Origin of the sequence: Streptomyces hesseae (genome assembly GCF_031845785.1) — a bacterium.
Lineage (GTDB): Bacteria > Actinomycetota > Actinomycetes > Streptomycetales > Streptomycetaceae > Streptomyces > Streptomyces hesseae.
In genome coordinates this window covers 65597-78028 of sequence record NZ_JAVRFI010000028.1, presented here as the reverse complement: position 1 = coordinate 78028, position 12432 = coordinate 65597, and the positions used below count along the sequence as shown (strand labels likewise).

The 12432-nt window shown below is 69.6% G+C and carries 11 protein-coding genes; 4 read left to right on the top strand and 7 right to left on the bottom strand.

Annotated features, from left to right (window positions below; all coding sequences use genetic code 11):
- Positions 1–45: 45 nt before the first annotated feature.
- The gene (cseC, locus tag RM609_RS29885) at positions 46–1341 is read left to right on the top strand and encodes a two-component system sensor histidine kinase CseC (RefSeq protein WP_311614966.1); all 1296 of its coding nucleotides are present in this window, start codon (positions 46–48) and stop codon (positions 1339–1341) included.
- 41 nt (positions 1342–1382) lie between these two features.
- Here cseC and RM609_RS29880 read toward each other — a convergent pair whose 3' ends face one another.
- On the bottom strand, positions 1383–2126 hold the full coding sequence (locus RM609_RS29880; protein WP_311614964.1) for a M23 family metallopeptidase: 744 nt from the start codon (positions 2124–2126) through the stop codon (positions 1383–1385).
- A gap of 330 nt (positions 2127–2456) precedes the next feature.
- Between RM609_RS29880 and RM609_RS29875 the strand changes: the two genes are divergently transcribed.
- Entirely contained in the window at positions 2457–2792 is a 336-nt protein-coding gene (locus tag RM609_RS29875; RefSeq protein WP_311614963.1) for a trypco2 family protein, read from the top strand.
- On the top strand, positions 2789–6085 hold the full coding sequence (locus RM609_RS29870; RefSeq protein ID WP_311614961.1) for an NACHT domain-containing protein: 3297 nt from the start codon (positions 2789–2791) through the stop codon (positions 6083–6085). The genes RM609_RS29875 and RM609_RS29870 overlap by 4 nt, the downstream gene beginning before the upstream one ends.
- 3 nt (positions 6086–6088) lie before the next feature.
- Here RM609_RS29870 and RM609_RS29865 read toward each other — a convergent pair whose 3' ends face one another.
- On the bottom strand, positions 6089–6724 hold the full coding sequence (locus RM609_RS29865) for a LysE family translocator (protein ID WP_311614959.1): 636 nt from the start codon (positions 6722–6724) through the stop codon (positions 6089–6091).
- A gap of 122 nt (positions 6725–6846) precedes the next feature.
- Positions 6847–9372, bottom strand: coding sequence for an ATP-dependent Clp protease ATP-binding subunit (locus RM609_RS29860; RefSeq protein WP_229357660.1), 2526 nt, complete (start codon positions 9370–9372; stop codon positions 6847–6849).
- 481 nt (positions 9373–9853) lie between these two features.
- Here RM609_RS29860 and RM609_RS29855 point away from each other — a divergent pair, with 481 nt between their 5' ends.
- On the top strand, positions 9854–10654 hold the full coding sequence (locus RM609_RS29855) for an SCO3374 family protein (RefSeq protein WP_311614956.1): 801 nt from the start codon (positions 9854–9856) through the stop codon (positions 10652–10654).
- Here the strand turns inward: RM609_RS29855 and RM609_RS29850 are convergent.
- From RM609_RS29850 to RM609_RS29835, 4 genes are all read right to left on the bottom strand, one after another.
- The gene (locus RM609_RS29850; RefSeq protein WP_311614954.1) at positions 10585–10923 is read right to left on the bottom strand and encodes a histone-like nucleoid-structuring protein Lsr2; all 339 of its coding nucleotides are present in this window, start codon (positions 10921–10923) and stop codon (positions 10585–10587) included. The two genes, RM609_RS29855 and RM609_RS29850, sit on opposite strands and share 70 nt — an antisense overlap.
- A gap of 162 nt (positions 10924–11085) precedes the next feature.
- The gene (locus tag RM609_RS29845; RefSeq protein ID WP_071962335.1) at positions 11086–11604 is read right to left on the bottom strand and encodes an amino-acid N-acetyltransferase; all 519 of its coding nucleotides are present in this window, start codon (positions 11602–11604) and stop codon (positions 11086–11088) included.
- Positions 11605–11613: 9 nt separating this feature from the next.
- Positions 11614–12009: a BlaI/MecI/CopY family transcriptional regulator gene (locus RM609_RS29840; protein ID WP_126915359.1), complete on the bottom strand. Its 396-nt coding sequence runs from the start codon at positions 12007–12009 to the stop codon at positions 11614–11616.
- Positions 12010–12160: 151 nt separating this feature from the next.
- Positions 12161–12340, bottom strand: coding sequence for a hypothetical protein (locus RM609_RS29835; RefSeq protein ID WP_311614950.1), 180 nt, complete (start codon positions 12338–12340; stop codon positions 12161–12163).
- Positions 12341–12432: the final 92 nt, after the last annotated feature.

Sequence of the window (12432 nt, the reverse complement as noted above, 5' to 3'; positions counted from 1 at the left end):
CCGGCTCGTTCGTGTCGGAGAGCCCGGTCGTGTCAGGGTGAAGTCGTGGTGAAGCTCGCTCTCCGCAGTGGCCTGCGCTGGAAGGTCAGTCTGGCCATCGCCTGCGTCGGCGCGCTCGTCGCCGTCGCGCTCAGTCTCGTCGTCCACAACGCGGCCCGTGTCTCCATGCTCAACAGCAGCCGCGACCAGATGGACGACCGGGTCCAGATCGCGCAGCGCTACTACGAGTCCACCGGCGGCAAACGGATGCTGCGCGCCCAGGTCAACGACCCGGCGCTGCCCAAGCAGCTGCGCGAGGCCGCCGAGCTCGGGCTGCGCGCCACCTACCTCCAGGACAACGGCACCGGAGCACCCGAGGTGTGGGCCTCCACCCCGCTGCGCGACGGCAAGATCCTCTCGATCCACACCCGGTTCAAGGACCGCTACGACATCCTCAACGACCTCGACCGGGCCCTGATCATCGGCTCCGTCTCCGTCGTCCTCGGCGGCACGGCGCTGGGCATCCTCGTCGGCGGCCAGCTCTCCCGGCGGCTGCGCAAGGCCGCCACGGCCGCCCGCAAGCTCGCGGACGGGGAGTCGGACATCCGCGTCCGCGACGCCATCGGCGGCCGGGTGCGCGACGAGACCGACGACCTCGCCCGGGCCGTCGACGGCATGGCCGAGGCGCTCCGCGACCGGCTGGAGGCCGAGCGCCGCGTCACCGCCGACATCGCCCATGAGCTGCGCACCCCGGTCACGGGGCTGCTCACCGCCGCGGAGCTGCTGCCGCCGGGCCGGCCCACCGAGCTCGTACGGGACCGGGCGCAGGCCATGCGCACGCTGGTCGAGGACGTCCTGGAGGTCGCCCGGCTGGACGGCTTCGCCGAGCGGGCGGAGATGCAGGACATCGAGCTGGGCGAGTTCGTCCAGCGCCGGGTGCGGGCGGCGGCCCCGGAGGCCGAGGTGAGCGTCCTGCGGACGGCGTACGTCTCCACCGATCCGCGCCGCCTGGAGCGCATCCTGGGCAATCTGCTGGCCAACGCCGCCAAACACGGCAAGGGCCCGGTCGAGGTCACGGTGGAGGGCCGGGTGCTGCGCGTGCGCGACCACGGCCCCGGCTTCCCGGAGGAGCTGCTGCGGGAGGGCCCGAGCCGCTTCCGCACGGGCAGCGAGGACCGCGCGGGCAAGGGCCACGGCCTGGGCCTGACGATCGCGGCCGGCCAGGCCAGGGTCCTCGGCGCCCGGCTGACCTTCCGCAACGCGGACCCGGTGATCGAGGGCGGCAGCGGTGCGATCGCGGTGCTGTGGCTGCCGGAGTCGTCACCGACGAGCACGAGCAGCTTCCCGGTGATCAGCGTCTGACGGACTCGTCTTCAGGAGTCGGCCAGGTCTTCAGGAGTCGGTCAGAGCGCGCCGCCGCGGGCGCCCATGAAGGCGACCGGGTCGACGGCGGAGCCGTAGTCCGGGGTCGTACGGATCTCGAAGTGCAGGTGGGGGCCGCTGGAGTTGCCGGTGGAGCCGGACAGGCCGATGTCCTGGCCGGTCATGACCCGCTGGCCCACGGAAACCTTCACCGAGGACATGTGGGCGTACTGCGAGTACTGGCCGTCCGCGTGCTTGATCACGACGGCGTTGCCGTACGCGGGACCGTCGCCGCCACCGTTGGGGCCGGCCTTGACGACCGTACCGGCGTGGACGGCCTTCACGGACGTACCGGAGTCCACGACCAGGTCCTGGCCGCTGTGCGTGCTGGCCCACATGCTGCCGGCCTTACCGAACGGCTGGCCGACCTGATAGCCGTCGACGGGGTGCACCCAGGCGTTGGCGCGGCTGCGCGAGGCCTCGGCCTCCTTACGGGCGTCCTCGGCCCGCTTCCGGGCCTCGTCGGCGCGCTCGGCGGCCTCCTGCTTCTCCGTCTCGGCCACCTTCAGCTGCGTCTCGGCCTGCGCGTGCAGCGCGCCGCTCAGCGACGTGGCGGACTCGAAGGCGGGAAGGACGCCGACCGAGGCGGAGGCACCTGCCGCGAGCGCGACCCCGGAACCGAGCGCGACCGACGCCCCGAGCCCGGCCGCCGCGAGAGCGGCGGCGCGGACGCGGAAAGCGGTCTTGCTCGAGTTACGGAAAGCGGTGCGCTTCGGCTTCGGCATACGGGAAAACCTCCGGAAAAAGAACAGGTCCCGGGCCGTCGGACCGGGATCACCATTCCTTGGTAACCGGTGTCCGGTGGTGCTGACAAAGCGCGCCACTACTAGGGCGAGCCGTAATAGAGACATGATCTTGGTCGTTGCGGGCGGGCCTCTTCGGGGCCGAATCGGGCGTTTCCCCCGCGAGGGTTTCCACTATCCGGCTTAGTGGCGACGAAACGGCCTGTGGGTCTTGTCACCGGGCCGGGACTTACGACCCTACGGATTCCGGGACCAAAGTCCCGGCGGTGCCGGTACGCTCCGGGTCAGCGCACGCACACGGGGGGCATCGCGATGAGTTTTGACGACATCGAGCTGTCGGACGCGGTCCGGGCCATACGCGACGGCCTGACCAGTGCGGCGGCGGCCGGGGCCGGGGAGGACCTGACGTTCGACGTGGGCGAGATCGCCATGGAGTTCACGGTCGAGCTGCGACGGGACGTGAAGGGCCGGGGCGGCGTGAAGGCCTGGGTCGTCGACGCGGGCACGGACGCGTCGCGGGGCTCGACGCGGACCCACAAGGTCGCCTTCAAGCTGACCCCGAAGGACCGCCGCACGGGCGAGGGCTGGAAGGTCGGCAACGACCGGCCGGCGGGGCTTTCGGGGTTCGGGCTCACGGACGAGCAGTGAGGCTCGCCGAAGCCCGCATGGTGGCGGTCCTGGGACCGCGGCAGGGCAGCGGGGTGCTGCTGACACAACGGCTGGTGCTGACGGCGACCCATGTGCTCGGGGGCGAGTCGTCCGCGATGGTCGCGGTCCCCGGCGAGCGCGAGACGGCGCGCTGCACACGCGTCTGGACCGGGGCTCCTGGGGACTGCGACGCCGTCCTGCTGGTGGCCGAGCGCGATCTCGTGGCCGACGGCGTCCTACCGCCGCTGCGCTTCGGCACCCTCACCCGCGCCGGGGCCGTCCACAACTGCCAGGTGTTCGGTTTCCCGCAGGTCCAGCGGTTCGCGGCGGACCAGTTGGAGGCCGTGCAGGTCCTGTGCACCCTGATGCCCACGTCGGGCTGGCTGCGCGAGCGCTACGTACTGCACAGCCGGCACCACCCGCCGCGTCCCCTCCGCGACGGCTCACCATGGGCGGGCCTGTCGGGAGGGCCCGTCTTCTCGGGCCCCGTCCTCCTGGGCATGGTCATCGAGGACCGCCCGGGCTGGCAGCATTCCGCCATCGACGCCATACCCATCGAGAAGATCCTCCTGAGCCCGGGCTTCTCCACCTCCGACCTGGCGCACGGCCTGCGGCCCGTACTGGAAGCGCTCCACCCGGAGCACCCTGCGGACTTCCCCTACGAGGACCTGTACGCCAAGGCGATCAAGGCCCGCTACAGCCGTATGGAGATCTTCGGCCTCGACGACCTGGGCAGCAATGAGAACAGCTGGGACCTGGACACCGCCTATCTGAGCCTGGAAGCGCTGGCTCCGGGGACCGTTGACCGCCCCGACAGCGCAAGCCTCCGTCCCGAGCCCCACCGGATCGAGGAATTGCTGGGCTCACGGCCGCGTGCCGTCCTGCGGGGCGAGGCCGGGGCCGGGAAGACCACGCTCGTGTGGTGGCTGGCCTCGCACACCGCCTGCCGGACGCTGCCGGAGGAGTTGGCCGCCCTCAACGGCCTGATCCCTTTCGTGATCCCCATGCGCAGCCTCACCGCCCGGGGCATCACCACCCCCACCCCCGCCCAGCTCCCCACCATCGCCCGGCTCCAGGTGGACGAGGCCCCGAGCGGCTGGGCCGGCCGCGTCCTGGAAGCGGGGCGGGCCCTGCTGCTCGTCGACGGGCTGGACGAGCTCCCGAAGGCCGAGCGCGGCCCCGCCCGCAGATGGCTCTCCGACCTGCTGCGGATGTACCCGGACACCCGCTGCCTGGTGACCGTGCGGCCGCGCGCGGTCGACAACGCCTGGCTGGAGCCCGAAGGCTTCGAGGAGCTCCAGCTCCTGCCCATGAGCGACGGCGACATCCAGTCCTTCGTGGCCGCCTGGCACAAGGCCGCCCGCCTGGAGTGCGACGGCTACGCCGACGAACTGCGCGCCGAGCACGAACGCGCCCGTCTCACCGCCCTGGAACGCGATCTCGCCCAGGAGTTCCAGCGCAACGCCGGGCTGCGCGACCTGGCCCGTACGCCGCTGCTGTGCGCGGTGATCTGCGCCCTCCACCGGCGGCGGCAGGGGCTCCTCCCCCGCACCCGCTGGCACCTCTACGAGGCCGCGCTCGCCATGCTGCTGGGCAACCGCGACGCCCACCGCCGCGTCGGCAGCCCGGAGGGCATCGACCTCACGATCGAGGACAGCCGACAGCTGCTCCAGCGCATCGCGGTCTGGCTGGTGCGCAACGGCCGCGCCGAGCTCTCGAGAGAGCAGGCGGTACGCCAGCTCGAACAAGCCATGAAGGGCCTGCGCCGGGTCCGTGAGCAGGGCTCGGCGAAGCAGGTCCTGACGCATCTCCTCAACCGCAGCGGACTGCTTCAGGAACGCACCGCGGATTCCCTCCAGTTCATCCACCGCACCTTCCAGGACTACCTGGCGGCGAAGGAGTTCCAGGACAGCGATTCGCTTGACGAACTGCTGGGGCATGCGGAGGAAGAGCAATGGCAGGACGTCATCCGGCTGGTCATCGGGCACTGCGGACGGGGAGAGGTACGGCGGGTCATCGTGGGGCTGATCGAGACCGCTGACGTGACCGACGGGCGGTGGGCCCGGTGGGCGCTGCGCACGCTGGCGGTGGAGTGCGCGATCAGTGCGGCGTATCTGGACGACGAACTACACAAGGCGGTCTGGGACGGGCTCGGGGCACTTGGCCCCCCGACCACGGAGCGAGAGGTGGAACTCCTTTCCGCTTTCGGTCCGGAGATCCTGCCGGTGCTGCCGGGGCCCGAAAGACTGGCCGCCGAGCCGGCGCAGCACGTCGTGAAAGTACTCAGTTCGCTCGGGGACGCCGCGCTGCCACTCCTCAAACGCTATGGACAGCACACATCGGCGCGGATCCGGGGCCGGGTGGCGGACGCATGGGGACGCTTCGAGGCCCGCGCCTTCGTCGAACACGTCCTTACGGACATGCGACTGGACGACATCCGGCTCGTCGTCTCCTCGCCGGAACAACTCGCCCAGCTCCCGGCTCTCGGCCCCATCGGCTCCCTGGACATCGTGGGCGGCCATAGGTCGGACAGCATCGACCGGTCCCTTTCCGGCCGGCCTCTGACAGGTCTGAGCCTCACCGAAAACCCAGTCGCATCGAATCTGGATTTCATCCGCGATCATCCGGAGATTCGCAACATGCGGATTACCGGCTGTTACGGGCTGCGCGATATGGCAGCCCTGGCCGATTCGGGGATTCAGAATCTGACGCTGGAGGCAGAATATCTTTCATTCGCCACCCTGAACGTTCTCGCCGAGTTACCGGTCCTCGCGTCCTTGCGACTGTTCGGCCTGCCGTCCGACAGTGGCGGAAGAATTCCGCCACTGTCTCCGGAGATTTCCACCCTCAGTCTCTCCCATCAAAGGGATCCTGTGCGGCTCGACGGCATCTCGGCTCTGGCGAACCTGCGGTCCCTTCACATCGAGGCGGATCTGTCGTCCCCGGCGGAGCTCGACAAGCTGGCGGGGCTGAACCGGCTGCATACCCTCGAACTCCGCATCAAGGCGGCCGAGGACCTCGTGAAAGTGAAGCCGCTCCGCCAGGTGCGCTCACTCGGCCTGACACTCACCGAGAAGCTCAAGGTGGCTGCCGGACTGTTCCGGGCGTTTCCCGAAATCGACGAGCTCCACCTCAGGCCGGCCGTCCCGGGCCTCATGGAACTGGACGTCTCCGATCAGCTCGCATCTCGCGTCGCGCTGGAGGTGTGGACGAGTGAACAGCAGCAGCTGAAAGTGATCGGCGCCGAGCGCCTCGGCGACCGTCTCACCATCAGGAGCGGCCACCGCGCCTGACCCCTACTCCCCCACCGCCAGCTTCACCCCGAACCCCACGATCGCCGTCCCCGTGACCCGGTCCATGGCCCGCCGGGCCGTCGGCTTCCGCAGCCAGTCCCGCAGCACGCGGGCGAAGCTCACCAGCACCACCGCCCACAGCACGCCCAGCGCCACATGCACCGACGCCAGCGCCAGCCCCATCAGGAAATGCGGCGCAGACGCCGGAATGAACTGCGGCAGGACGGCGACGTAGAAGACGCCCATCTTCGGGTTGAGCAGGTTGGTGACCAGCCCCTGCCGCCAGCCGGCGGGGAAGCCGCCCGGGGCGGCGGGCTCGGGCCCGTCGTCCGCCACCGCCGCCGTGGAACGGCTCCGCGCCTCCCACAACATCCGCGCGCCCATCCACAGCAGGTATGCCGCCCCGGCCCAGCGCAGCGTCTCGTAGGCGAGGCGGGAGGCCGCCAGGAGGGCCGTCACGCCGGCCGAGGTGAGGGCGCCCCAGCACAAGGCGCCGGTCTGGATGCCGAGGACGACGCCCCAGGCCCGGCGCTGTTCGCCGCGCGCGGCGGTGCGCAGGATGAGGGCGGTGTCGAGGCCCGGGGTGATGGTGAGGAGCCCTACGACCAGGGCGAATGACCACAGTGCGGTGATGACCATGGGATGCCAGCCTAATCAGCCGGTGATCCCCGGGCCATGGTTCCGTGCCCGCGATATCCGAAAACGGGTCGGCCCCGGGCCGTCTTCCGACGGTCCGGGGCCGATCAGCGCGCTACGCGCGCTTACGCGTCCTTCGACAGGTTCGGGCCCGCGCCACCGGCGGCGGACTCGACCGGCGGGGTGTCGGGCAGGGCCGACTTCTCCTCGCCGCGGAAGGTGAACTTCTTCTCCTCACCCTCGCCCTCGATGCCGACGACCACGATGTGGCCGGGGCGGAGCTCGCCGAAGAGGATCTTCTCGGAGAGGATGTCCTCGATCTCGCGCTGGATGGTCCGGCGCAGCGGGCGGGCGCCCAGGATCGGGTCGTAGCCCTTCTTGGCCAGGAGCAGCTTGGCGTCCGCGCTGAGCTCGATGCCCATGTCGCGGTCCTTCAGCCGCTCGTCCACCTTGGCGATCATGAGGTCGACGATCTGGATGATGTCTTCCTCGGACAGCTGGTGGAAGACCACCGTGTCGTCGACACGGTTGAGGAACTCGGGCCGGAAGTGCTGCTTGAGCTCCTCGTTGACCTTGGCCTTCATCCGCTCGTAGCCGGTCTTGACGTCGCCCTGGGCGGCGAAGCCCAGGTTGAAGCCCTTGGAGATGTCCCGGGTGCCGAGGTTCGTCGTCATGATGATGACGGTGTTCTTGAAGTCGACCACTCGGCCCTGGGAGTCGGTCAGGCGACCGTCCTCCAGGATCTGGAGCAGCGAGTTGAAGATGTCCGGGTGGGCCTTCTCGACCTCGTCGAAGAGGACGACGGAGAACGGCTTGCGGCGCACCTTCTCGGTGAGCTGGCCGCCCTCTTCGTAGCCCACGTATCCGGGCGGGGAGCCGAAGAGACGCGAGACGGTGTGCTTCTCGCTGAACTCCGACATGTCGAGGGAGATCAGCGCGTCCTCGTCGCCGAAGAGGAATTCGGCGAGCGTCTTGGACAGCTCGGTCTTACCGACACCGGAGGGGCCGGCGAAGATGAACGATCCGCCGGGGCGCTTCGGGTCCTTGAGGCCCGCGCGGGTGCGCCGGATGGCCTGGGAGAGCGCCTTGATGGCGTCCTTCTGGCCGATGACGCGCTTGTGGAGCTCGTCCTCCATGCGGAGCAGACGGGAGGACTCCTCCTCCGTCAGCTTGAAGACCGGGATGCCGGTGGCGGTGGCGAGGACCTCGGCGATCAGCTCGCCGTCGACCTCGGCGACGACGTCCATGTCGCCGGCCTTCCACTCCTTCTCCCGCTTGGCCTTGGCGGCCAGCAGCTGCTTCTCCTTGTCGCGGAGGGAAGCGGCCTTCTCGAAGTCCTGCGAGTCGATCGCGGACTCCTTCTCGCGGCGCACGTCGGCGATCTTCTCGTCGAACTCGCGGAGGTCCGGCGGCGCGGTCATCCGGCGGATGCGCATCCGGGAGCCGGCCTCGTCGATCAGGTCGATGGCCTTGTCCGGCAGGAAGCGGTCCGAGATGTAGCGGTCGGCCAGGGTGGCGGCCTGGACCAGTGCCTCATCGGTGATGGAGACGCGGTGGTGGGCCTCGTAGCGGTCGCGCAGACCCTTGAGGATCTCGATGGTGTGCGGCAGCGACGGCTCGGCGACCTGGATGGGCTGGAAGCGGCGCTCGAGGGCGGCGTCCTTCTCCAGGTGCTTGCGGTACTCGTCGAGCGTGGTGGCACCGATGGTCTGGAGCTCGCCACGGGCCAGCATCGGCTTGAGGATGCTGGCGGCGTCGATCGCGCCCTCGGCGGCGCCCGCACCGACCAGGGTGTGGAGCTCGTCGATGAACAGGATGATGTCGCCGCGGGTGCGGATCTCCTTGAGGACCTTCTTCAGGCGCTCCTCGAAGTCACCGCGGTAGCGGGAGCCGGCGACCAGGGCGCCGAGGTCGAGGGTGTAGAGGTGCTTGTCCTTGAGGGTCTCGGGCACCTCGCCCTTGACGATGGCCTGGGCCAGGCCCTCGACGACGGCGGTCTTGCCGACGCCGGGCTCGCCGATGAGGACCGGGTTGTTCTTGGTGCGGCGGGACAGCACCTGCATGACCCGCTCGATCTCCTTCTCGCGCCCGATGACCGGGTCGAGCTTGGACTCGCGAGCGGCCTGCGTGAGATTACGGCCGAACTGGTCCAGGACGAGCGAGGTCGAGGGGGTGCCCTCGGCCGGGCCGCCGGCGGTGGCGGCCTCCTTGCCCTGGTAGCCGGAGAGCAGCTGGATGACCTGCTGCCGCACCCGGTTCAGGTCGGCGCCCAGCTTGACCAGGACCTGGGCGGCGACGCCCTCGCCCTCACGGATCAGGCCGAGCAGGATGTGCTCCGTGCCGATGTAGTTGTGGCCGAGCTGGAGGGCCTCGCGGAGCGACAGCTCCAGGACCTTCTTGGCACGGGGGGTGAAGGGGATGTGGCCGGACGGAGCCTGCTGGCCCTGCCCGATGATCTCCTCCACCTGCTGGCGGACCGCCTCGAGCGAAATCCCGAGGCTCTCCAGGGCCTTAGCGGCGACACCCTCACCCTCGTGGATCAGGCCCAGGAGGATGTGCTCGGTGCCGATGTAGTTGTGGTTGAGCATCCGGGCTTCTTCCTGAGCCAGGACGACAACCCGCCGCGCGCGGTCGGTGAACCTCTCGAACATCGTTAATCGCTCCTCAGAGCGGTCAGGCAGTTAGGGGTCGGTCCCCTCCCTGTCCTTCCGCATGCTAGTCCCGCTGGGCGGGACAGCTCATTCCAACTGCCGACACCCGTCCTTGGCCTCCTGCCCCGAACAGCCGACATCTGCTCCAACCTGATGGTGGGAGACGATGTTCCCGCAGGCCAGGCATATACGCCCACCATCAGTACGCCCACGGCGAACGCCCACCTGGGCCGACACGCCCGCCCCCGGTCCGGCCACCACCCCTGGTGGCGCGCTCCGGGGCCCGTCGTACCGCGTCTCCCCTCGGGGAATGTCTTACCCGCAAGCACTGACAGTCCATGCGGCGCACCCCCCGTGCATCCGCTACGGGCGAACACCCCCGCACCACCCGGCGCGCCCATGCGCTCCGCTTGTGTTATACGCGGAGTGTTCAACTGCCCACGGCGCGTAACCTCTGGGGTCTTCCACAGTTGCACCGTTCATGACGGTAGTCCTCCCGCGCCCCTGCCGCCCCTCGGACGAATCGCCCCCGCCGGGAGCGCCGGGTCCGCGGGATCCGGGCACGCGGCGCCGCTGGCGCCAGTGGTACGAGTGCGTGCTCGGCTGGCCGACGGGGCCGACCGCGGGCGGGCGGCCCGTGGAGCTGCTCACCGGGGTCCGGTTCGACGCCCTGGGGATGCCGGCGGACGCCGGTCGCGCGGTGCTCGGGCGGGTTCCCTCGACCGGTCCGGTCGCCCTGGACCGCGGTAGCCGGACGATGTGGTTCCTGACCGCCGTGGGCACCGCCGACGAGCTGCCGGGGCTGCTCGGCTGGCTGGAGTGGGGCGGGGTGGCCCTGGAGCTGACCGCCCTGGGTACGGGCGGCCGGATCGTCGCTCCGGCTCCTGTCGGTACCGGAGCCCGCTCGGATCCCGGCAGAGCCGGGGAGCGCGGCCGGCGCGGCCGCTCGGGCCGGGCCGGTCGGTGCGGCCCGTACGGCTCCCAGGAGGGCGCCGAGGCCGTCTGGGTGCGACCTCCCGAGCCGGGGTGCGAGGTGGAGCCGACGCTGCCGGTGGTCGGCGTGAACGGCAGCGGTGGCGCCCCCGATCTCGTGCGGCTGGTGGGCGCGGCGGCCACGGAGTGCCATCGGGCCCGACTGCTGCGCGCCGAGAGGGCGCGCAGGGATCAGCCGCCGGGGGATCGCCCGGGAGGACCGGGAGAAGGACCGGACGATCAGGCGTTGGCCTTCTCGTACGCCTCGCGGATCTCGGCCGGGACACGGCCGCGGTCGTTGACGTTGTAGCCGTTCTCCTTGGCCCAGGCGCGGATCTTCGCGGTGTCCGGGCTGCCGGCGGCGGTGGCGACACGGCCCTTGCCACGGGCCGCGGAAGCGCGACCGCCGGTGCGACGGGCCGCCTTCACGTAGTCCGCGAGCGCCTCACGCAGCTTGTCCGCGTTACCGGTCGTGAGGTCGATCTCGTAGGACTTGCCGTCGAGAGCGAACGTCACGGTCTCGTCGGCCTCGCCGCCGTCGAGGTCGTCGACAAGAAGGACCTGAACCTTCTGCGCCACGGGGGATTCCTTTCATCAGCGGAAAAGGATTACGAAGGAATAGCAAACCGCCTTTCCCGGAAAAACACAAACCCTCCGGGAAGGTTCAGCTGGCCTTCCCCGTGGGAACGATGGCTTCCGGGCGTCCTCGATAGGGGCGCGATTCGGACATAGGGACCGCGATCACAGATGCAGAAGCATCCGGCTGTTGCCAAGGGTGTTCGGCTTCACTCGTTCGAGACCCAGGAACTCGGCAACACCCTCGTCATAGGAACGCAGCAGCTCGCTGTAGACATCACCGTCCACCGGCGTCTCCCCGATCTCGACGAAGCCGTGCTTCGCGAAGAAGTCGACTTCGAAGGTGAGGCAGAAAATACGCCGCACCCCGAGCCAGCGCGCGGTCTGGAGCAGCTTGTCCAGTACCTGGTGGCCCACTCCGCCGCCCCGGACATCTGGGTCGACCGCGAGAGTGCGCACCTCCGCGAGGTCTTCCCACATCACGTGGAGAGCACCGCATCCGATGACGGTACCGTCCTCGTCCCGCTCGGCGACCCAGAACTCCTGGATGTCCTCGTAAAGCGTCACCGTTGCTTTGTCGAGCAGGATGCGGTCGCGCACGTAGGCGTTGATGAGCCGGCGGACGGCGGGCACATCGCTGGTGCGGGCCCTGCGGACGGTGACGACTTTAGTTAGAGCGGACATGACCGGACGCTATCGCCCCGGCGCTCCCGGGGTCTCGTCGGGCCCGTCGAGTTGCACGACCCGGATCGCGTCGCGGAGCGCTTCCCGTTGTTCGGCCGACATCATGCCGAAGAAGGCGACGAGAGCGGCGGCGGGGTTGTCGCTGAGGGACCAGGCTTCGTTCATCAGTGCGGCCGAGTAGGCGGCCCGGTTGGAGACCGCCTCATATCGATAGGCGCGGCCTTCGGCTTCCCTGCGGAGCCAGCCCTTCTGATACAGGTTGTCCATTACGGTCATCACCGTCGTGTACGCGATGGACCGTTCCTGCTGAAGGTCTTCCAGGACTTCCCTGACAGTGACCGGCCGGTTCCACTCCCACACGCGCGTCATCACGGCGTCTTCCAGTTCACCCAGGCGTCGAACCACACGCGAATAATAGTGGGAGATGTCGCGAATGCCGGTTTATCGGCGCGGTTCAGCGCGGCAATCCGGGCGGCGAAAAGGGCGTACGCCCCGGGGAATGGCCCCGGACGTACGCCCTGTGCCCGTTCTGTACGTCGGTGCGTACGCGGCGTCCTCAGGCCCCGGCGGGCTTCGAGGACTGCTGGGCGGCGTCCACCCGGGCCAGTGCGGCGTCGACGATGGCGTCTTCCTTCGCCTTGTTCGCACCACCCTGACTTTTGACGATCGTCACGACCAGCGCGGTGAAGGCGATCGCCATCACTACGGGCGGGACCAGCGCGGCGACATAGTCCATGGCCGTCGGCTCCTTCTGGATCGGGGTTTCGCGCCGACTGCGCGACTCGTCTAGATTACGCATTCGCCTTTCCCCTCGGGCCGCCCGGGTGC

What these genes read in the sequence shown, in the direction of transcription:
- RM609_RS29865 (WP_311614959.1), bottom strand. Translation starts at nt 6,724, where the DNA reads ATGGTCATCACCGCACTGTGGTCATTCGCCCTGGTCGTAGGGCTCCTC.
- RM609_RS29845 (WP_071962335.1), bottom strand. Translation starts at nt 11,604, where the DNA reads ATGTCCGCTCTAACTAAAGTCGTCACCGTCCGCAGGGCCCGCACCAGC.
- RM609_RS29880 (WP_311614964.1), bottom strand. Translation starts at nt 2,126, where the DNA reads ATGCCGAAGCCGAAGCGCACCGCTTTCCGTAACTCGAGCAAGACCGCT.
- RM609_RS29875 (WP_311614963.1), top strand. Translation starts at nt 2,457, where the DNA reads ATGAGTTTTGACGACATCGAGCTGTCGGACGCGGTCCGGGCCATACGC.
- RM609_RS29860 (WP_229357660.1), bottom strand. Translation starts at nt 9,372, where the DNA reads ATGTTCGAGAGGTTCACCGACCGCGCGCGGCGGGTTGTCGTCCTGGCT.
- RM609_RS29835 (WP_311614950.1), bottom strand. Translation starts at nt 12,340, where the DNA reads ATGGACTATGTCGCCGCGCTGGTCCCGCCCGTAGTGATGGCGATCGCC.
- RM609_RS29855 (WP_311614956.1), top strand. Translation starts at nt 9,854, where the DNA reads ATGACGGTAGTCCTCCCGCGCCCCTGCCGCCCCTCGGACGAATCGCCC.